Consider the following 19,414-nt stretch of genomic DNA (forward strand, 5'->3'; position numbering starts at 1 on the left):
GCACCCTCCTCGCACACCTGCCCGAAATCCCCAACTCGAGGGCCACACCGCTGCGATGGGCGTCCCGTTTGATGGCCGGCTCCCGGATCCGAAGGTCTATCGTGGACGGCATGTCCGCCCCCGAACTGATCCGCATCGTCTCCCGTGACTCGCCCATGGCGCTCGTCCAAGTGGAGCGTGTACGCACCGAACTGGCCGCGCTCCACCCCGGAATCCGCACCGAGGTCGTGCCGGTGAAGACGACCGGTGACAAGTGGATGGGCGACCTCGCCCAGGTGGAGGGGAAGGGCGCGTTCACCAAGGAGGTCGACCAGGCACTCCTCGCCGGTGAGGCCGACCTGGCGGTGCACTGCGTCAAGGACGTGCCCGCCGACCGGCCGCTCCCCGTCGGCACCGTCTTCGCCGCCTTCCTCAAGCGCGACGACATCCGCGACGCCCTCATCCACCCCGGCGGCCTCACCCTTGAGCAGCTTCCGCCCGGCACGAGGATCGGCACCTCGTCCGTGCGGCGCGTCGCCCAGCTCGCCGCCGCTCACCCGCACCTGCGGTGCGTGCCGATGCGCGGCAACGCCAACCGCCGCCTGGACAAGCTCGCCGCGGGCGACGCCGACGCGCTGCTGCTGGCCGTCGCCGGCCTGCAACGCATCGACCGCACCGACGTGATCACCGAGATCCTGTCGCCGGACACCATGGTCCCGCCGATCGGCGCCGGGATCCTCGCGCTCCAGTGCCGCGGCGGCGACACCGCCCTGATCGACACCGTCAGCACTCTCGGCGACCCCGACGCCCACCGCGAAGCCACCGCGGAACGCATGTTCCTCCATGTCCTCCAGGGCCACTGCAACTCCCCGATCGCCGGCTACGCCAAAGCCGAACGAAACGGCGACCTGTCTCTGCGCGCCTGCGTGTTCACCCCCGACGGCAAGACCGTCCTCAACGCCCACGAGTGGGCCGGCCCCCTCGACCCGACCACCCTCGGCACATCGGTCGCCGTCGCCCTGCTGCGCCAGGGCGCACGCGATCTGATCGACTCCATCACGCACTGAGCGGAAGCCTGCGCACGGATCTTCCCCTGAACCGAGGCCGCGCCCTGCGACGACGGCGTCGACGAGCCGGAGAACCCGCGCCGCTCCTGAGGCGGACCGCCTGAACTCTCCTGTGACTGGCGCCACACAAGCCCGCCGGAACTCGGTCCGTCCCCGCTCCGACTACTCCTTCGGTACGGCGCGACTCCGAACGACGTCGTACGACGTGACCTGGAGACGCGGTTGATGGACGAGTCCCGGCAATCCTCCTCAGGCGGCGTGGGCGCAGTACTGCGGAAAGCGGCACCCCCGCCCGCGCTCTGCGGTTTCCTCCTGCTGCTGGCCTTGATCTTCACGGTGTCCTACGCCGTGGGCGTCGGCGCAGGCCCTGTCGCACCCGGAATGCACGGCACCAGCACCAGCGGCGACGGTTCCGGAGGCCCGGACGACACGGGAGACATGGACGACATGCACGGGGGACACGGCTGATGGGCGCCCAACGCCTGACCGTCCCGCCACGGGAACGGCTCGCGTGAGTCATCCGGCGGGCATCGGCCCGGACGAACTCGTGGCCACCGTCGACAAGGCCGGATACACCGCCGCCCTGCCCGAACCGCCGAGGAAGGAGGAGTCCGCCACCCACGAAGGCGACGAGTCCGAAGGCACCCGGCAGGAACGCCACCGCCTGGTTGTCACCGCCCTGCTCGCCCTCCCTGTGCTCGTTCTGTCGATGGCCCCCGAACTGCAGTTCCGGAACTGGCAGTGGCTGTGCTTCGCGCTCGCCGCACCCGTCGCCGTGTGGGGTGCCTGGCCCTTTCACACGCGGGCGGTCCGGGGGCTACGGCACTCGGCGGCCACCATGGACACCTTGGTGTCACTGGGCGTGGTGGCGTCCTTCGCATGGTCGTCGTACGCGCTGTTCCTCGGCGGTGCCGGCGACCCCCCGTTCACCCTCGTGCCCACCGCCTCCGACGGCGTCGCGCACATCTACCTCGAAGCGGCCGTCGGCGTACCGCTGTTCGTGCTCGCCGGGCGGTTCCTGGAGGCGCGGGCGCGGCACGGAACCGGTGAGGCGCTGCGCTCGCCGGCCCGGCTCGCGGCCAAGGGGGTGTCCGTACGGGAGGGCGGCGGCCTCGAACGGCTCATCTCCATCGAGGAGTTGAGGGCCGGGCAGGTGTTCGTCGTGCGGCCGGCGAGCGGGTGGCCACCGACGGGCAGGTGACGGAGGGCAGTTCGGCCGTGGACCTCTCGCTGGTCACCGGTGAGAGCGAGCCGGTGGAGGTCGGGCCCGGTTCGGCCGTGGTCGGTGGGGCCGTCAACGCCGGCGGACTGCTGCTCGTACGGGCCACGGCGGTCGGCGCGGACACCCAGCTCGCCCGGATCGCCCGGCTGGTGACCGAGGCGCAGGCGGGCAAGGCGCGGGCGCAGCGGCTGGCCGACTCGGCCGCCGGTGTCTTCGTACCGGTCGTGCCGGCGCTGGCCGTCACCGCGCTCGGGTTCTGGCTGGGCGCGGGAGCCGATCCGCAGGCGGCGATCACCGCGTGTGTCGCGGTGCTCGTCGTGGCCGGTCCGTGCGCGCTCGGGCTCGCGACGCCGACCGCGCTGCTGGCCGCCACCGGCCGGGGCGCCCAGCTCGGCGTCCTCGTCACCGGGCCGCAGGCGCTGGAGGGCCTTCAGCATCTCGACGCCGTCGTCCTCGACAAGACCGGCACCCTGACCACCGGCCACATGACCGTCGCCAAGGTCACCGCCCTGCCGGAAGGGCTGGGGAGCGATGCGGTGCTGCGGTTGGCCGGGGCCGTGGAACAGGGCTCGGAACATCCGCTCGGCCGGGCCGTCTGCGCCCACGCACGGCGGGGGTCGGGCGAGCGGCGGCTGCCGGAGGTGAGCGAGTTCAGCGCGCTGCCGGGCCGTGGTGTGCGGGGGCGCGTCGAGGGACGGATCGTCGAAGTCCTGTCGCCCGACGACGACTTGCCCGGCGTGCTCGCGGAGGCTCTGGCGGGGGCCGAGTCCGCCGCCCGTACGCCCGTGATGGTCCGGGTGGACGGCACGGTCGAAGCACTGATCGAGATCGGGGACGTCGTACGGCCCGGCAGCTACCGCGCGGTGGACCGGCTGCGGCGGCTCGGCGTACGGCCCGTGCTGGCCACCGGCGACCGGGAGGCACCGGCCCGTGCCGTCGCCGAGGCGCTCGGCATCGAGGAGGTGCACGCCCGCTGCACACCCGAGGGCAAGGCCGAGCTCGTACGGGAGTTGAAGGAGCAGGGCTACCGGGTCGCGGTCGTCGGCGACGGTGTGAACGACGCCGCCGCGCCGGCGGGTGCCGACCTCGGAATCGCCATGGGCAGCGGCACGGACGTGGCCATCGGCGCCGCCGACGTGACCCTCGTGCGAGGTGACATCGAGACCCTCGCGGACGCGGTTGTGCCGGCCCGGCGCACCCTGGGCACGATCCGCGCGAACCTCGTCTGGGCCTTCGGCTACAACGTCGTCACCGTCCCGCTCGCCATGGTCGGCCTGCTCAACCCGATGCTGGCCGCGGCGGCCATGTCGGCCGGCTCGGTGCTGGTCGTCGCCAACAGCCTGCGGCTGCGCGCCTGGCAGCCCTCGCCCTCGACCTCACCCGCCTCCCGGAGAACTGCCCGATGACCGAACAGCGCCCGTGGCGCCCGACCCGCCGCCGGCTCACCGACACCCTTCCGGCCTTGCTCGCACCCCTCGCCGTGTGCGGTCTCGCGCTCGGCGGACTGAGCACATGGACCGCCTACGGCAACGCCGGCAGTCCGGCCCGGATCGAGGTCACCGGCGGCAAGGTGTTCGCGCCCTCGGGCGCCACCCCGGTCACGGCGGCCTTCTTCCGGATCACCAACAGTGGGGGCGCGGCGGACCGCCTGCTGAAAGTGACCTCCGCCGAGGCCGGCACCGGCGAGCCCACCCTGAGCCGTCATGCCATGACCAGCTCCTACAGGGCCTCCGACCAGACGGTGGACTCCGTCGCAGTCCCGGCCGGCGAGGGCCTCACCATGTCGCCGGACGGCCTCGACGTGATAGTGCCGGCGAAGAAGGGCTGGCAGCCCGGTGACCTCGTCTCGTTCACACTGCACTTCGAGCGCAGCGGAGCTGTGAAGACCCTGGCGGTGGTGGTTCATCCGGGCAGGACGGCACATGACGGCCCGTCTGCAGTGGTCGGTCGGACTGTCCGTCGGGTTCCTGCAGACCCTTGTGTCCTGTATCACTCTCTTCTGAGTGAGTGGCGGGCCCGGGTTTCTTGCGTACCCACCCGTGACGAGCGGAGCCCGGATGCGAGGATGAGGCCGTCATGACTGTCGGGTGGGGTGCGCGCACGGTACGAGCCGCGGTGTTCGCGGCCGTCTGCGTGCTGCTCGCTGCCCTTGGACACGTACTCATGTCGGGCTCCACCGTGCCTTGGTGGACGCTGTCCGCCGGGTTCGCCGCCACGAGCGGAGTCGGCTGGACTCTGGCGGGCCGTGAGCGCGGACTCCCGCTTGTGGTGTCTGTCGTGGTCGTCGCGCAAGCAGCGCTCCACTCGGCCTTCTCGTGGGGCCAGTCGGCGGCGTCGGGATCCGGCACGGGCTCCGTGGCGCGGGACATGAGCGGCATGTCCATGGGTTCGATGTCCATGGACGCGATGGACATGGGCTCCATGGGCGGAGGCCACGCGGCGCACGCCGAGCATCTCGGCCACATGGCCCACGGCGCCGGCGGCTTGTCGTCGCCGGGCATGCTCGCCGCCCACACGCTCGCCGCTCTGCTGACCGGTCTGTGGCTGGCCTACGGCGAGCGTGCCGCGTTCCGTCTCCTGCGGGCCGTCGCCGGGTGGCTGGCCGCTCCGCTGCGACTGCCCCTCGTATCCCTGCCCGTTCCACCGCGTCGGCCCGGTCTGCGGCCGACGCGCGAGCGTGCCGAGCAGCGGATCCCGCGGCTGACGCTCACACACACGATCATCTCTCGGGGGCCTCCGGCCGGGACCGCTGTCATCTGAGACAGCCGGCTCCCCGAGGCCGTCCTGTCGGTTCCGCGTCTGTCGGTTCCGCGGGTCTGGCGGCCTCGGGCACGGGGCGTGCACGTCGTACGCCCTCATCCCACTCCCGTCCCGGGACTTCCCGCAGCGGGGAGCACACGCCCGGCGTGCCCAACAGGCGCTCGCAGGCGTGCCTCATCGCGGGATCGGTCCGGACCACCCGAGAAGGACATCAGGTGATCACTCCTGTCCTCCCCCTCCCGTCCAGGAAACGCGACGCGGGGCGCATGGCGTCCGATCAGCCCGTCGCGTGGGCGACGCCCGACGATCCGGCCACCGTCTGGGCTCTCGCCGCCCGCACCGGCGACCCTGACGCCGTCGACCGCTTCGTGCGTGCCCTGCACCCGGACGTCGTCCGCTACATCACGTACCTCTCCGCCGACCGCCAACTGGCCGACGACCTCGCACAGGACACCTTCCTGCGGGCGCTCGGCAGCCTGCACCGGTTCGAGGGGCGCTCGTCGGCACGCACCTGGCTGCTGTCCATCGCACGCCGCACGGTCGTCGACAGCCTGCGGTACGCCGCCGCCCGGCCGCGGACGGCCGACGTGGACGACTGGACGACCTGGGCCGAGCGTGCCCAGCCCAGCGGTCTGCCCGGATTCGACGACGGCGTGGCCCTGCTCGACCTGCTCGACGCGCTGCCCGCCGAGCGCCGCGAGGCGTTCGTCCTCACCCAGTTGACCGGGCTGCCTTACGACGAGGCCGCCGTGGCCGGCGGCTGCCCGGTCGGGACGATCCGCTCCCGGGTGGCACGGGCCCGCGCGACTCTCGTCGAGCTTCTTGACGACGCCGAGGGATCCGGGGCCCCCGCTGCCGTCGCCGCGTGACGGGAGGGGCGCCGGTCCCCCCGGGGTTCGCGGGACACCGACGCCCCTCCCGGCGTCCTCATGACCTGGCCACCGGAGCTCACCTCACGGGCACCGCCTCGACCACGGTCGCCCGGACGGCGACCTTCCCGCTCTGTTTGAACCACAGAAGGTACGGCACCTGCTGCCCTGCTTTGAGGACGGGTGGATCCAGGATCCCGACCATGAGTCCGCCCGGTGTCATGCGTACCGTGCCGCCCGCCGGAACCTCCACGGCCTTTACGGAGTCCGTGAGTTCACTGCCGTTCCGGCTCACCGTCCGGCGAAGGATACTGATGCCCAGTTCCGGCGAGTCCGCGTACAGCAGGGTGTCCGTCGACGGGCCGGTGTTGCGGATCTCGAAGTACGCGCGGGTGGCGCCGGAGCCGGCGGGTGCCGCGATGACGCGCGCGTCGACGACCCTGACCCTGGGCGGTGGATCGCCTGCCGCGCCGGTCGCGGCGTAGCCCGCCAGCACGGCCAGCGCACCGACGGAGGCGCCCAACGGCGGTACGACGGCCCACAAGACGTCGGCGAGCCGGGTGTTCCGAGTTCGGCGCGGCACGCGCGTCTGGCTATTCCGCTCCATGTGTCAGTGGTCGGGGCGCGGTCCTGTCTGGTTCCCCGTGCCTGCCGAGCCGACCGGTTCCGACACGGTGACGGCGGGAAGGACTCGTGCGGAGCTCGGTCCGCGACGGGGTGCCGGAGCTGCCGCGTTCCTCCGGCATCGCGGCGACCACGCTCGCCTTCTTCCACTCCTGGGAAACGACCCCCGATGCCACAGGCCCCGACCCACGCCTGGGACGCGTGCGCGCCGACAACGTCGTGACCGGACTGCGGGGCAGCGGCATCACCTACCCGCCCGCCGACCGGGACCTCGTCTTCCGCCACCTCGACCACTGCGTCACCACCGGCGCCCTGCCCGCCCCGGACGGGCAGAGAGGTCATCTGCCCACTCCCACAAAGTAGTTGGGATCATGCGGGAACTCATCGGCTTCGACTCCCGACTACTGCAACAGAGCCCGTCGCCCCACGGGCACCCCGCTGCAAGGAGCACGTATGTCGAAGAGACGGCCCGTCGCCATCGCCCTGGCCGGCGTCCTGTGTCTGGTCACGGTGGGCTGCGCCGATTCCTCGACCGACAGGGACAGAGACGCCGACGGCAAGCCGGCGGCGGCAGCCGCGAAGTCCGGCTACCCGGTGACCCTCGAGAACTGCGGGGACTCGGAGAAGATCACCGAGGAGCCCAGCCGGGTCGTCGTGATGAACGGGGCCTCGGTCGCCGAGGTCTCGACGCTCCTTGCCCTCGGCGTCCAGGACAAGATCGTGGCCAGTCAGCAGAGTTACGGCATGTCCGAGGTCGCGGGCCGCGCCGCCGCCATCAAGGCACTGCCCAACGGCGACGTCAAACTCAACGATGCCTACGACATCCCGCGCGAGGCGATGATCGGGCTGCGCCCGGACCTGGTGCTGTCGACGACGTCGTACGGCTTCGACGCGAAGAACGGTTTCGCGACCCGCGAGCAGTTGAAGCAGGCCGGCGCGAACAGCTATGTGTCCCCGCAGGGCTGCGACCAGGACACCACCAGGATGACGATCGCCGACAGCTACACCCTGCTGCGCGACATGGGCAAGATCTTCAACAAGCGCGGCGAGGCCGAGAAGATCGTCGCCGCCTCGGAAAAGCACATCGCCGAGGTCGCCGCCAAGGTGAAGGGCGAGAAGCGGCCCAAGGTCATGGTCCTGTTCTCCAACATGGCCATGGGCGGGAACGACTTCAGCTCGGTCGTCGCCGAGGGCATCTACAACGACATCCTCGCCAAGGCCGGCGGCTCCAACGCCTTCGAGAACGCCTCCAAGACCTCCTTCGCCGATCTGAGCAAGGAGAAGGTGGCCGCCACCGACGTCGACGCCCTCGTCGTCATCGGCTACAACGACCCGAACCCGGCGGCCTACGCCAGGAAACTGCTGAAGGAGTTCCCCCAGTGGCCGGCCGCGAAGAACAACAAGTACGTGGCACTGTCGGACTCGATGTACCTCGGCCCCAGCAACGACGTGGCGGTCGAGAAGATCGCCGAAATGCTGCACCCCGACAAGGCCTGAACGGCCAACACGGCCCCAACGGTCGTGGCCTGAACGGCCTGCGCCTGTCGCTCGCCGCAGGCGTGCTGCTGGTCGTGCTCGTCGCGGTCATGGTGGTGGCGGTGAGCATCGGCGCGGTCAACATCCCCGTCGGTGACGTGTGGGGGATCCTCCTTCACCACCTCACCGGCCAGGGCGCCACCACGGACCCCGCACTGGACCAGATCGTGTGGACCTTCCGGGCCCCCCGGGTCGCTCTGGCGGCCCTGGTCGGCGCGGGCCTGGCGGTCGCCGGGGCGGTGCTGCAGACCCTGGTCACCAATCCGCTCGCCGACCCCGTCGTCCTCGGCTTCTCCTACGGTGCCTCGCTGGGCGCGGTCCTGGTCATCACCCTCGGCGGTGCGGCCCTGGGAGGCCTGGGCGCGCTCGGCGTGTCCGGCGCGGCCTTCGTCGGCGCCCTGGCCGCTGGGGCCCTGGTCTTCGTCCTGGGGCAGCGACAGGGCCGGCTCGCCCCCACCAGGGTGGTGCTGGCCGGGGTCGCGGTCGGCTACGTGCTGCTCTCGATGAGCAGCTTCGTCCAGCTCCTGGCGACGCCGACCGAGCTGCGGACGGTGATGTTCTGGATGCTCGGCAGCGTCGCCGGTGCCCAGTGGAGCCAACTGCCCACCGTCACGGTCGTCGTACTGGCGAGCACGATCCTGCTGACCCTGTTCGGACGGCGGCTCAACGCCCTGCTCGCCGGCGACGAGTCCGCCACCGCCCTCGGCGTGGACGTCAACCGGCTGCGGGCCATCCTGCTCGTCATCAGCGCCCTGCTCACCGGCACGGTCATCGCCGTAGCGGGCGGGGTGGGCTTCGTCGGCCTGATGATCCCCCACCTGGTCCGCCTGACCACCGGCGCCGACCACCGCAGGCTCATCCCGCTGACGGCACTCCTGGGCGCCGTCTACCTCGTCCTCGTGGACCTCCTCTCCCGCACCCTCACCCGCCCCAACGAACTCCCGCTGGGCATCCTCACCGCCCTGCTCGGCGCCCCCTTCTTCCTGTGGCTGCTGCGCCGCAACAAGGGCCTGGACACCGTATGAAACTGACCGTGGACCAGCTCCACATCACCCTGGACCGCCGGCCCATTCTCCGCGAGGTGAACCTGGAGGCCGCCAAGGGCGACATCGTCGGGCTCGTGGGACCCAACGGCAGCGGCAAATCCACCCTGCTCCGCACGGTCTACCGCTCACTGCGCCCCGCCGGGGGAGTGGTCAGAGTGGGCGGCGACGACGTATGGGAGCTCTCCACCCGCACTGCCGCCCGCCGCACCGCGGCCGTCCTCCAGGACTCCGGCACCACCACCGGTCTGACGGTGACCGAGATCGTCGCCCTCGGCCGCACCCCCCACCACGGTCTGCTGGGCCGGGACGGATCCGAGGACCGCGAGGCCGTCGCCGAGGCGGTGGCGCGCTGCGGTGTCACCCCCTTCGCGGACCGGGACTACGCCACGCTCTCCGGCGGCGAACGCCAACGCGTCCTGCTCGCCCGCGCCCTGGCCCAGCGCCCACAGCTGCTCGTGCTGGACGAGCTCACCAACCACCTCGACATCCGTGCCCGGTTCGAACTCTTGGACCTCATCCGCAGTACCGGCATCACCACCCTGGCGGTCCTGCACGACCTCGACCTCGCCGCCCGGCTCTGCGACCACCTCGTCGTGCTCCACGACGGTGAAGTGGTGGCGGCCGGACCGGTCCTGGAGGTCCTGACGCCGGGCCTCCTTTGCGACGTCTTCGGCGTCCGGGGCGAGGCGGAACGCCACGCGGACGGCGTCGTCCGCATCACCTATGCCGCCCAGCCCCTCGCCGACGCCCGGGAGCCCGAGCCGGTGGATCGGTGACGCACACGTTCGCGCACGTGTTGTGCGGCTCGTACTGGCAGGCCATCCGGACGCCTGCCGAACGGCGCTCCACCGGCGCAGCCCGACGGGCCGCCGGTCACTGGGCTGCGGGCGTGAACTACAGCGAACTCGAGGCGGACATCCTTCAGTTGATCGTCGCAGCCACCGACGAGAGTGTCCGTACGTTCGCGCAGGAGACGGTCACTCGCCTGGTACGGCCGGAGCTGTTCCGCGATGCCGCCGAGGACGAACTCACGGCGGATGCCCGGGCGGCGCTCGTAGCTGCCTGCGCGAACATCCTGACGATCAGTGCCGCCGAGCTGCACGACAAGCTTGCGACGATCTACGACGGCATCCTGGGCGATGACGAGCTGGACACCGGACTCCTCACCGTCATCAGGGCGTTGGCGCACCGGCACAGCTAACTGGAGCAGAACCGGCGCGGGGAGCTCTACGAACTCGCCATCCGCTCCATCGAGAACGTCGAGCACGAGGTCTCCGCCGACTTCGACGACTTCCTCGCCGCACCGGAGATGTCCGCCGAGTACGCGCGCATCCGCCGACTGCTGGACCCCGGAGCGGGTCAGCAGCGCCGGACGACCCTCTCCATGTAGCCCGCCGAGGGGCCACCGCCTGCACCGGCCGTTGTGATGGTCGGATGCGGCGACGACTCGGGCTGTCCGCTCTCGCGACGAGGCGGTCAGCCGTGGCCGCCCAGCCCCGCGTCGCGGGCAGGATGGCCGGCGCCAGGGCAGTCATGGGGGCTCTGTGAACTTCCTGCAGGTGCATGGGACATGGTCGAGATTCCATGGGATAGTTCAGGTATCCAACATGGTGGCGAGGCAGCACGGGGGTGCGCATGGCCGACCGGTTCAAACCACTTACCGCCGACGATCCGAGAAGTGTCGGCGGATACGACTTACGCGCCCGGCTCGGCGCCGGCGGCATGGGCCGCGTCTATCTGGCCTTCACCCCGGGCGGAAGGGCCCTCGCCGTCAAGGTCGTACGGCCCGACTACGCCGAGGACGACGAGTTCCGGCGCCGCTTCCGCAAGGAGATCGACGCCGCGCAGCGCGTCCAGGGCCTCTACACCGCACCCGTCGTGGACGCCGACAGCGAGGCGGCGTTGCCCTGGCTGGCCACCGCGTATGTGCCCGGGCCCTCCCTGCACCAGGCCGTCACCGAGCACGGCCCGTTCCCGCTGACCACGGTGTTCCGGCTCCTGGCGGGTGTCGCCGAAGGGCTCACCGCGATCCACGCCTGCGAGCTGATCCACCGGGACCTCAAGCCCGCCAACATCCTGCTTGCCGACGACGGTCCGCGCGTCATCGACTTCGGCATCGCGCACGCCGCCGACGCCACCACCCTCACCAGTACGCATGTGCGCGTCGGCACACCCGCGTTCATGGCTCCCGAGCAGATCCGCGGACACTCCGCGAGCCCGGCCGTGGATGTGTTCGCCCTCGGCAACCTCGCGGTGTTCGCCGCGACGGGACGGACCGCCTTCGGCGAGGGAAACCCGGAGGCCATGTTCTTCCGGATCATCAACGAGGAGCCGGAGCTGGGCGGTTGCGATCCCGAGCTCCGCGCGGTCGTCGAGCGGTGCCTCGCCAAGGAGCCGGGCAAGCGGCCGTCCGTCGGCGAGGTCATGGAGTACGCACGTGAGCGGATCCAGGGCGAGACCGTGAGCCTCGCCGGGTCCTGGCTGCCGGACACCGTGGCGACCTCGCTCGCCGGGTACGGGACGGCCAAGTACACGAAAACCATTGAGACCAAGAAGGTGGCCAAGAAGGCAGAGGTCAGGAGAGAGCCGGGCGCCACCCGTAAGGCCGGCGACGCCAAGTCGCCCACAGGCGGCACCACGCCCCCTTCCGGGCAGGACAACTCGCTTCTCACCGGGATCGGTTGCCTGGCCGCCCTGCTGTTCATCGTGGTCGTCGCCATCGGCCCGCAGAAAGTCCTCGACTGGGTCAAGTCCGACGGCGAGCCGTCCGACTCGCCGGGTTACTCGGCCCCCAGCTACACACCGACGACGGATTACACATCCGGCACGGACACGGACACGGACACGGACGACGAGTCCACCGAGGAGGACACGACCGACCCCGGCTGCGAGCAGGCGTCCCAGGCGATCTCCTCGAACAGCGACACCTTCGACGACGCGTCGTCCGCCTCGCTGAGCGCGCTGGCATCGAACCTCGACTCGGCCGCGGACGCGGCGGAGGACTCCGAGGTGGCCTCCACGATCCGAGCCCTCGCCAACGACAGCCGGACCCTGAGCGACAGCGCGGCAGGGGCGTACTCCGCGCGCGACCGCGGTGACTCCACTCAGCTCGACACCTACCAGGAGGCCTTCAGCGCCGGGGTCGACCAGTGGGAGAAGGACGCGGAGACCTACAAGTCCCTGTGCGAGTGACGACAACCGGCCCGGCCGACGAGCCGCTCCGTGCTCCCCGGTCGCGTCGGGGAACACAGAGCGGGAGTGCATAGCCGGAGCGGAAGCTCAGGCTTTGCCCTGGAGCCGCCAGATCTGGTTCTTCTTGGTGCCGAGTGCGCCCGCGGAGTCGCAGGTCCACTGGTGGATCAGGGCCCGTGGCTGGGTGGAGACGTCCGAGACGTCGACGCACTTGCCGCTGTGCACGGCCACGAGCTGGTAGTCGTGGCTGTTGCCGAGTGCGGTGACGGGGTTGAGGGTGAACATCTGGTTGGTGCCGCCGTTGCAGGTGTACTGGCCGACGGAGGCACCCTCGGCCGTGGAAGCGCCCGCGACATCAAGGCACTTGCCGCTGAGCTCGTTGACGACGGTGTAGGTGTTGGTCCGGCCCGAGACCGGCTTGAGGTCCAGCATCTGCTGGTAGCCGCCTTCGCAGTAGTACTGCTGGTACTGCGTGCCGTTGGCGGTGCTCAGGCCGGTGTCGTCCAGGCACTGCCCGCTGTTCTGGCTGACGGCGACCGTGGAGACGGCGGTGTTGGACGGCGGCAGGAGCGTGACGGTGTAGCCGTCCTTGGCGTTGGACCAGGGGATGGACAGCGAGGCCGCGTTGTTGCTGACCGTCAGGGTGGTGTCGGAGATGGTCTCCGGGCCGGACACCGCTGCCCCGTTGTTGTACGGGACGCGCTGGACGACGGCACGGACCTTGCCGCTCTCCACCGTCGAAGTCGTGTTCAGGCCGGTGAGGTTGACGGTGACCGTGCCGGTGTTGCCGCTGCTGCCGAGCAGGATCTTGGCGTTCTTCGCGGAGTTGTCCTTGGTGGCCAGGCCGTCGGTGCCGGTACCCGGGACGAGGTTGACGATGTTGCCGGTCTGCGAGCCGTAGTAGCGGTACATGAACCACTCGCCGAGCGGCACGTACTGGCCGGCACTGTTCTTGGTGAGCAGATTGGCCTCGTAGTCGTGCAGGTTGGTGCCCGAAGCCCAGTTGCCGCGCAGGCCGTCCGCCCCGGCCCGCTCCAGACGGCCCATGAACCAGGCGCCACCACCGGGGGACTGCATGGACGCCGTGGCGTACTCGTTGATCTGGTACGGCCGGGAGTTGGTCAACCCGGCCGCGGCGAGGGTGGAGTCGGCGCGGCCCACGTCGGTGACCGGGTCGCCCGGCTCATCGTGCCAACTCCAGATGTCCGGGGCGACGTTGTTGGCCTTGGCGTACGAAAGGAACGTCTTCCACCAGGAGTTGGAGGAGTTCGGCTGACCCGCGATACTGGGCCCGACGATCAGCCGGCCCGGGAACGCGGCGCGGACCTTGGCGTAGAACCGCGACCACATCTGCAGGTACTGGGTCTGCGAGGCACCCCAGAAGCCGCTGCCGTCCGGCTCGTTCCACAGGTCCCACTGGACGGTCATGTTGTTGGCCTTGACGTCGCCTATGAGCTGGGTGACGAAGGCGTCGAACTGCGTCCAGTCACCGTTGTCGCCGGGCCAGCCCTGACTGGTGGTGCCGTCGGCGCCCCACAGGTCGTGCGGCAGCAGCACGAACGTGCCGCCGAGCGCCGTGGTCCGCTTGTACTGCGCGAGGGTGGACTTCCAGCGGGTCTGGTAGTCGGCGAGGCTGGTGGCGTAGCCCCCGCTGTTGAGCTGGGCGCCGCCGGCCCGCATGAGGTGCCACTTGATGTCCTTGAAGAAGTGGTCCTGGGGCAGCGAGCCGTCCGGGGTCATCCCGTAGATCATGCCGGAGGCGTGGTACGTGGGAGCGCCTCCGGCGGTGGCGAAGTCCACGGTGACGCCGGTGTCGGCGGCGTGCGAGGCGGTGGCCGGCAGCAGGCTCGCCGCCAGGGCTGCCAGCAGGACGGCCGCTGTGGAGAGTGGGCGTGGTGAACGCAGGCGCATGTGCGGCTCTTTCATCAGGGGAGGGGGAGGGAAGGGAGGGAGGCGGAGAGGGGGAGCTTCGTCCCCTACTTCTCAGCGAGCGGGGTGACGGCGATCCGGTCGATGACCGGCGCGTACGGCGACCGCTGGTCGTACTGGTTGTAGGTGTCGCCGTTGAAGTCGGGCAGCTCGTCCGCGGTGAACGTGAGCCGGTTGGTGCCCTTCTTCAGCGTGAGCGGGACGGTCAGGTCCCGGACGTTGCTGCCGTGGAAGGCCGTCGGGAACAGCACCCTGCGGGCCGGCCCGCCGTTGACCGAGCGGTTGGCGTCGCGTGGCGGGCGATCGGGTCGGGGTTGCAGTGGGTCGCGGGCGCCTGTTGGGCGAGCCGCGGTAGATGTCCGTCAGGTGGATGAAGACGTCCGTGCCGCCGGAGTCCACGAACGACGGCAGCGCCTCCAGGGCGTCCGCTCCCGGATGCTGACGCCCGTCCTGTGCCTTCGTGCGGCGAGGCCGCTACGGCGGCGGCACCGGTGCCCGCTCTTGTGCTGCTGCGTCTGCGTCGCACTGAGGTCTCCGTGAGGTGATCCGTCTGTTCTCGAATCGAACCGATTCGATCTCTCGCGAGCCGGTTGCCCCTGATGCAGCGCGGCCCCGCCTGGGCAAACGAGACGGCGAATGGGGCTGTATCGAACCGGTTCGCCGGAAGCTAGCACCCTTGGAAACGAGCCAGCAATACTTCTGACATCAATAGGGGTGCGGTTTCCTGTAAGCGTGCGCAAGGTATTGACAACCGTCGGAGGCGCTCCTACTTTCCCTTCATCGAACCGGTTCGACAACTGACTCGAACAGCCGGATCGAGAGTGAACCGGTTCGACTCGCTCGATGAAGGAGTGCCGTGAACATCGGTGAGATCGCCAAGAGGGCCGGTGTCTCGCGGAGCACCGTGTCCTACGCCCTGAGCGGTAAGCGCTCGGTGTCGGAGGAGACCCGCCGCAAGATCCAGCGGGTCATCGACGAGCTGGGCTATCGGCCCAACGCGAGCGCGCGTGCCCTGGCCAACGGCCGGACCAGCACTCTCGGTCTGGTCTTCCCGCCGGCCGGCAACCACTACACCGGCATGCAACTCGACTTCATCGGCAGCGTGGTGGAGGCGGCCGCGACCTTCGACTACGACGTGCTGCTCTCGCCGAGTGGCGTGGACAGCGACCGCTCCTTCCAGCGGCTGCTGGCCGAGCGGCGGGTGGACGGAGCGATCCTGATGGAGATCAGGCTGCAGGACGACCGCGTCGACCACCTCGTCGCCGAGGACTTCCCCGCCGTCTGCATCGGCCGCACCGAACACCCGGACAACGACTGGTGGGTCGGCCTGGACCACACCGCGCTGGCGGCTGCCTGCGTTCACCACCTCGCCGACCTGGGCCACCGAAGGATCGCCTTCGTGAACCGGCCCGAGCACCTGCTGCATGCCGGCTACGAGTCGGCGCACCGCGGGCTGGACGGCTTCACCAAAGCCGCGGCCGAACGCGGACTCACCGCACGGACGTACTGCTGCGGTGACGATGCCTCCTCGGGCCAGGCGTGTGTGGAACGGATCCTGCACGACGATCCGGCCACCACGGCGCTGGTCACGCTGAACGAGGCGGCCCTGGGAGGCATTTACCGGGGTCTGGCTGTGGCGGGCCGCCACGTTCCGCGCGACTTCTCCGTCACCGGCGTCGTGGCCGAGCGGTGGGCGGAGACGATGACTCCGCAGCTCACCGCGGCGGACGTGCCGGCGGAGGAGATGGGGCGCCTCGCCGTGGATCTGCTCGTCGAACGACTCGACCGTCCCGGGACGGCGCCTCGCCATCACCTGTTGGCTCCACCGATCTCCCTGCGCGCCAGCACCGGGCCCGGCCAGGCCCTCCCGAGCGCCGGTTGCGACGCGAACATCTGACCCCGAGCCCCTCCCAGTTCTGCGGCCCGTCGTCCCCGCGGACGATCCGCCGCCCCTTCACCGGCCCGCCCTGGCCGGCCGCCTGTCGACCGCTCCGCCGGCATGCCCTTGCCGACGCATTTCCCAACTCCCAACCTGCCGACATCACAAAGGAACGCGCCATGAACAGAGTTACCGGACGGCGGCTCACCGCCGTGGCCCTGACCGTCGTCGCCCTCGCCACCGGCACCACCGCCTGCTCGTCCGGCGGCAGTTCGTCCGCGAAGGAAGACGGCGGCGGCACGTACACCGTCTGGGATCCCTACCCGCAGTTCGCCAAGGGTTCGGCCTGGGCGAAGCTGCTGGACGGCTGTGGGAGCAAGGCCGGCGTCAAGATCAAGCGGACCGCGTTCGACACCAGCGACCTGGCGAACAAGGCGCTGCTGGCGGCCCAGCAGAGCAACTCCCCGGACGTGCTCATCGTCGACAACCCCGTGGTGTCGACCCTCGCGGAAGCAGGGGTTCTCACCACGACCGCCGACAACAAGGTGGACACCTCGAAGGTCGACCCCAACCTGCTCGCCGCGGGCCAGTCGGGCGGAAAGACGTACGGAACGCCCATCGGCGCCAACACCCTGGCCCTCTACTACAACAAGAAGGTCCTCAAGGCCGCGGGCGTCGACATCGCCTCGGTCAAGGACTGGTCGTCCCTGACGGCGGCCCTTGAGAAGACCAAGAAGGCGGGCAAGAAGGGCATCACCTTCTCCGCGACAGGCACGGAGGAGGGCAGCTTCCAGTTCCTGCCCTGGTTCTGGGGTGCCGGCGCGAAGCTCACCCAACTCGACTCCTCCCAGGGCGAGTCGGCTCTGTCCCTCTGGACCGACTGGGTGAAGAAGGGCTACGCCCCCAACTCGGTGCTCAACAACACCCAGACCACCAGCTGGCAGGAGTTCGCGACCGGCGACTACGCCTTCGCGGAGAACGGCACCTGGCAGCTGGCCAACGCCGAGAAGGCGGGCCTCGACTACGGGGTCCTGCCCGTCCCGGCCTCGGGCGGGGGCAACGCCGCGGCCCCGACCGGCGGCGAGTTCGTCACCGTCCCGGTCCAGGGCGACACCGGCCGCTACACCACCACACAGAAGCTGGTGTCCTGCCTGACCAGCACGGAGAACCTCTACCCCACCGACACCACGCTGTCCTACGTGGCCCCCACGAGCGAGGTGCAGGACAAGCAGGCGGCGGCCGACGCCAAGCTGAAGCCATGGGTCGAGGCGGTGAAGGCGGCCAAGGGGCGCACCAGCGACGACCTCGGCACCAAGTACCCCAAGATCTCCGAGCAGATGTGGAAGGCCGTCCAGTCCGCCCTCAGCGGCGCGAAGTCCCCGAAGGACGCGCTCAGTTCGGCGCAGTCAGCGGCCAAGTGATGTGGGCCCGATGAAGACGACACACCCGCCGGACCGCCGGCCCGCGCTCGACGGGCGCGCGGCGGCCACCGTGAACCCGCGCTCGACCCGCCCCACACCACGGCGTCGCCGCCCCACCTCCCAGCAGTGGGCCGCCTGGGGATTCCTCGCCCCGGTGACCATCTACCTCGCCCTCTTCTACGCCTATCCGCTCTACCGCAACCTCGACCTGAGCCTGCGCAACTACACCGTCCGCTCCTTCGTCCAGGGCGACGCACCCTTCACCGGCCTCGCCAACTACCGCACCGTCCTCGACGACCCGACCTTCGGCCCGGCGCTCACCCACACCGTGGTGTTCACCGCCGTCTGCCTGTTCTTCCAGTACGCCATCGGTCTGGCCCTCGCGGTCTTCTTCAACCAGCACTTCAGGCTCTCCGCGACGCTGCGCGCCCTGTTCCTGGTGCCGTGGCTGCTGCCGCTGATCGTGTCGGCCTCCACCTGGTCGTGGATGCTGAACAGCGACTCGGGCATCGTCAACGCCCTGCTGGGCGCGATCGGTGTCGACCCGGTGAACTGGCTGACATCACCGTCGTGGTCGCTGGCCTCGGTGATCATCGCCAATGTCTGGATCGGCGTCCCGTTCAACCTGGTCGTCCTGCACAGCGGTCTGCAGTCGATCCCCGCGAGCCTGTACGAGGCGGCGGCCCTCGACGGCGCGAACGCCTGGCGCCGCTTCTGGCACATCACCTTCCCGCTCCTGCGCCCGGTGTCCGCCATCACCCTCCTGCTGGGCCTGGTCTACACGCTCAAGGTCTTCGACATCATCTGGATCATGACCAAGGGCGGCCCGGCCGACGCGTCCACCACCTTCGCCACCTGGTCCTACCGGCTCGGCTTCGGCAACCTGCTGCCCGCCTTCGGCCCCGGTGCGGCCGTCGGGAACCTGCTCGTCGTCGCCGCGCTGGTCTTCGGCCTGGTGTATCTGAGGGTCCAGCGAAAGCAGTACGCCTCATGACCACCGCGACCGCACCCCGCCCGCGCGGGGGCCGCCGGAGCACCTGGTGGAAGACAGCCACGGGTCTCGTGCTCACCGGACTCATGCTCTTCCCGGTCTACTGGATGCTCAACGTGTCCTTCACCCGCGAGCAGGACATGCGCAAGAGCCCGCCGGACCTGTTCCCGGTGCACGGCACACTGGAAGGCTACCGGACCGTCCTGGACCAGCAGTTGCCCTACCTCGGAACCAGCCTGGTGATCGGTGTGGGCACGGTCGTGCTGACCGTGGCACTCGCCGCCCCGGCCGGCTACGCACTCGCCAAACTGCGCCCCCGGGGCGGCGGCCTGCTCAGCTTCCTCTTCCTGGTCGCACAGATGATCCCCGGCATCATCATGGCGATGGGCTTCTACGCCATCTACCTCAGCCTCGGCCTGCTCCAGTCCGTGCCCGGCCTGATCGTCGCGGACTCCACCCTGGCCGTCCCCTTCGCGGTCCTGATCTTCACCGCGTTCATGTCCGGCATCCCCGGTGAGCTGATCCAGGCCGCCCAGATGGACGGAGCAAGGGCCCTGCGCACCTTCTGGTCCATCGTCCTGCCCATGAGCCGCAACGCCATCGTCACGGTCTCGCTGTTCGCGTTCCTGTGGTCCTGGTCCGACTTCGTCTTCGCCAGCACCCTCGCCAACGGCGGCGCACACGAGCCGATCACCCTCGGCATCTACCACTACATCGGCAACAACAACCAGGAGTGGAACGCCATCATGGCCACCGCCGTCGTGGCCTCGCTGCCCGCCACGGTCATCCTCGTCCTCGCCCAGCGCTACGTCGCCGCCGGCGTGAGCGCCGGAGCCGTGAAGGACTGACCACCTCCTGGCAGACCACCGGCGACCCCTGCTCAAGAAACGAGTAACTCT

The 19,414-nt window shown here is 70.1% G+C and carries 16 protein-coding genes and 3 pseudogenes; 16 read left to right on the top strand and 3 right to left on the bottom strand.

Annotation, left to right across the window (positions count from 1 at the left end; all coding sequences use genetic code 11):
* Positions 1-110 precede the first annotated feature (110 nt).
* The 6 genes and pseudogenes from hemC (at position 111) to ABZS97_RS10300 (ending at position 5,897) form a co-directional block, all read left to right on the top strand.
* Positions 111-1,046 (top strand): hydroxymethylbilane synthase, encoded by a 936-nt coding sequence (gene hemC / locus ABZS97_RS10275; protein ID WP_356135765.1) that lies wholly within the window; start codon positions 111-113, stop codon positions 1,044-1,046.
* 225 nt (positions 1,047-1,271) lie between these two features.
* The gene (locus ABZS97_RS10280; RefSeq protein WP_356135767.1) at positions 1,272-1,514 is read left to right on the top strand and encodes a hypothetical protein; all 243 of its coding nucleotides are present in this window, start codon (positions 1,272-1,274) and stop codon (positions 1,512-1,514) included.
* Positions 1,414-3,674 (top strand): annotated as a pseudogene (locus ABZS97_RS10285) (copper-translocating P-type ATPase). Before ABZS97_RS10280 ends, ABZS97_RS10285 begins: the two are co-directional and overlap by 101 nt.
* Positions 3,671-4,180 (top strand): annotated as a pseudogene (locus ABZS97_RS10290) (copper chaperone PCu(A)C); the annotation flags it as partial. The pseudogenes ABZS97_RS10285 and ABZS97_RS10290, both read left to right, overlap by 4 nt.
* A 164-nt stretch (positions 4,181-4,344) precedes the next feature.
* Positions 4,345-5,028 (top strand): hypothetical protein, encoded by a 684-nt coding sequence (locus ABZS97_RS10295; RefSeq protein ID WP_356135769.1) that lies wholly within the window; start codon positions 4,345-4,347, stop codon positions 5,026-5,028.
* Positions 5,029-5,294: 266 nt separating this feature from the next.
* Positions 5,295-5,897 (top strand): sigma-70 family RNA polymerase sigma factor, encoded by a 603-nt coding sequence (locus ABZS97_RS10300; protein ID WP_356135771.1) that lies wholly within the window; start codon positions 5,295-5,297, stop codon positions 5,895-5,897.
* Positions 5,898-5,976: 79 nt separating this feature from the next.
* Here the strand turns inward: ABZS97_RS10300 and ABZS97_RS10305 are convergent, their stop codons facing one another.
* Entirely contained in the window at positions 5,977-6,480 is a 504-nt protein-coding gene (locus ABZS97_RS10305) for a copper chaperone PCu(A)C (protein ID WP_356135773.1), read from the bottom strand.
* Between the two features lie 110 nt (positions 6,481-6,590).
* Here ABZS97_RS10305 and ABZS97_RS10310 point away from each other — a divergent pair, with 110 nt between their 5' ends.
* The 6 genes from ABZS97_RS10310 to ABZS97_RS10335 all read left to right on the top strand — a co-directional run bounded on the left by ABZS97_RS10310 (position 6,591) and on the right by ABZS97_RS10335 (position 12,295).
* Positions 6,591-6,884, top strand: a complete 294-nt coding sequence (locus ABZS97_RS10310) for a hypothetical protein (protein ID WP_356135775.1) — start codon at positions 6,591-6,593, stop codon at positions 6,882-6,884.
* A gap of 90 nt (positions 6,885-6,974) precedes the next feature.
* A complete protein-coding gene (locus tag ABZS97_RS10315; protein WP_356135777.1) occupies positions 6,975-8,018 on the top strand; it encodes an ABC transporter substrate-binding protein in 1,044 nt (347 codons plus the stop codon).
* Positions 8,019-8,107: 89 nt separating this feature from the next.
* Positions 8,108-9,082, top strand: a complete 975-nt coding sequence (locus tag ABZS97_RS10320) for an iron ABC transporter permease (RefSeq protein WP_356135813.1) — start codon at positions 8,108-8,110, stop codon at positions 9,080-9,082.
* Complete coding sequence (locus tag ABZS97_RS10325) at positions 9,079-9,879, top strand: ABC transporter ATP-binding protein (protein ID WP_356135779.1); 801 nt, start codon at positions 9,079-9,081, stop codon at positions 9,877-9,879. Before ABZS97_RS10320 ends, ABZS97_RS10325 begins: the two co-directional genes overlap by 4 nt.
* On the top strand, positions 9,876-10,304 hold the full coding sequence (locus ABZS97_RS10330) for a hypothetical protein (RefSeq protein WP_356135781.1): 429 nt from the start codon (positions 9,876-9,878) through the stop codon (positions 10,302-10,304). Before ABZS97_RS10325 ends, ABZS97_RS10330 begins: the two co-directional genes overlap by 4 nt.
* Positions 10,305-10,738: 434 nt before the next feature.
* Positions 10,739-12,295, top strand: coding sequence for a serine/threonine-protein kinase (locus tag ABZS97_RS10335; protein WP_356135783.1), 1,557 nt, complete (start codon positions 10,739-10,741; stop codon positions 12,293-12,295).
* An 87-nt stretch (positions 12,296-12,382) separates the two neighbouring features.
* On the opposite strand, the gene ABZS97_RS10340 is transcribed toward ABZS97_RS10335, so the two are convergent.
* Together ABZS97_RS10340 and ABZS97_RS10345 are read right to left on the bottom strand one after the other, a co-directional pair.
* The gene (locus ABZS97_RS10340) at positions 12,383-14,206 is read right to left on the bottom strand and encodes an RICIN domain-containing protein (RefSeq protein ID WP_356135784.1); all 1,824 of its coding nucleotides are present in this window, start codon (positions 14,204-14,206) and stop codon (positions 12,383-12,385) included.
* Positions 14,207-14,271: 65 nt separating this feature from the next.
* Positions 14,272-14,567 (bottom strand): annotated as a pseudogene (locus tag ABZS97_RS10345) (cellulosome protein); the annotation flags it as partial.
* Positions 14,568-15,080: 513 nt separating this feature from the next.
* On the opposite strand from ABZS97_RS10345, the gene ABZS97_RS10350 reads away from it, so the two are divergent.
* The 4 genes from ABZS97_RS10350 (at position 15,081) to ABZS97_RS10365 (ending at position 19,363) form a co-directional block, all read left to right on the top strand.
* Entirely contained in the window at positions 15,081-16,121 is a 1,041-nt protein-coding gene (locus ABZS97_RS10350) for a LacI family DNA-binding transcriptional regulator (protein WP_356135785.1), read from the top strand.
* Between the two features lie 161 nt (positions 16,122-16,282).
* Complete coding sequence (locus ABZS97_RS10355) at positions 16,283-17,524, top strand: extracellular solute-binding protein (RefSeq protein WP_356135787.1); 1,242 nt, start codon at positions 16,283-16,285, stop codon at positions 17,522-17,524.
* 10 nt (positions 17,525-17,534) lie between these two features.
* Positions 17,535-18,518, top strand: a complete 984-nt coding sequence (locus ABZS97_RS10360; RefSeq protein WP_356135789.1) for a sugar ABC transporter permease — start codon at positions 17,535-17,537, stop codon at positions 18,516-18,518.
* Positions 18,515-19,363 (top strand): carbohydrate ABC transporter permease, encoded by an 849-nt coding sequence (locus ABZS97_RS10365; protein ID WP_356135791.1) that lies wholly within the window; start codon positions 18,515-18,517, stop codon positions 19,361-19,363. The genes ABZS97_RS10360 and ABZS97_RS10365 overlap by 4 nt, the downstream gene beginning before the upstream one ends.
* Positions 19,364-19,414: the final 51 nt, after the last annotated feature.

The organism is Streptomyces sp. NPDC005485, assembly GCF_040606085.1.
Lineage (GTDB): Bacteria > Actinomycetota > Actinomycetes > Streptomycetales > Streptomycetaceae > Streptomyces.

Bases quoted from the DNA above. Each gene is read 5' to 3' on its own strand.
- hemC (WP_356135765.1), top strand. From the start codon at position 111: ATGTCCGCCCCCGAACTGATCCGCATCGTCTCCCGTGACTCGCCCATG.
- ABZS97_RS10315 (WP_356135777.1), top strand. From the start codon at position 6,975: ATGTCGAAGAGACGGCCCGTCGCCATCGCCCTGGCCGGCGTCCTGTGT.
- ABZS97_RS10280 (WP_356135767.1), top strand. From the start codon at position 1,272: ATGGACGAGTCCCGGCAATCCTCCTCAGGCGGCGTGGGCGCAGTACTG.
- ABZS97_RS10355 (WP_356135787.1), top strand. From the start codon at position 16,283: ATGAACAGAGTTACCGGACGGCGGCTCACCGCCGTGGCCCTGACCGTC.
- ABZS97_RS10295 (WP_356135769.1), top strand. From the start codon at position 4,345: ATGACTGTCGGGTGGGGTGCGCGCACGGTACGAGCCGCGGTGTTCGCG.
- ABZS97_RS10340 (WP_356135784.1), bottom strand. From the start codon at position 14,206: ATGCGCCTGCGTTCACCACGCCCACTCTCCACAGCGGCCGTCCTGCTG.
- ABZS97_RS10335 (WP_356135783.1), top strand. From the start codon at position 10,739: ATGGCCGACCGGTTCAAACCACTTACCGCCGACGATCCGAGAAGTGTC.
- ABZS97_RS10300 (WP_356135771.1), top strand. From the start codon at position 5,295: ATGGCGTCCGATCAGCCCGTCGCGTGGGCGACGCCCGACGATCCGGCC.
- ABZS97_RS10320 (WP_356135813.1), top strand. From the start codon at position 8,108: ATGGTGGTGGCGGTGAGCATCGGCGCGGTCAACATCCCCGTCGGTGAC.
- ABZS97_RS10360 (WP_356135789.1), top strand. From the start codon at position 17,535: ATGAAGACGACACACCCGCCGGACCGCCGGCCCGCGCTCGACGGGCGC.
- ABZS97_RS10365 (WP_356135791.1), top strand. From the start codon at position 18,515: ATGACCACCGCGACCGCACCCCGCCCGCGCGGGGGCCGCCGGAGCACC.
- ABZS97_RS10325 (WP_356135779.1), top strand. From the start codon at position 9,079: ATGAAACTGACCGTGGACCAGCTCCACATCACCCTGGACCGCCGGCCC.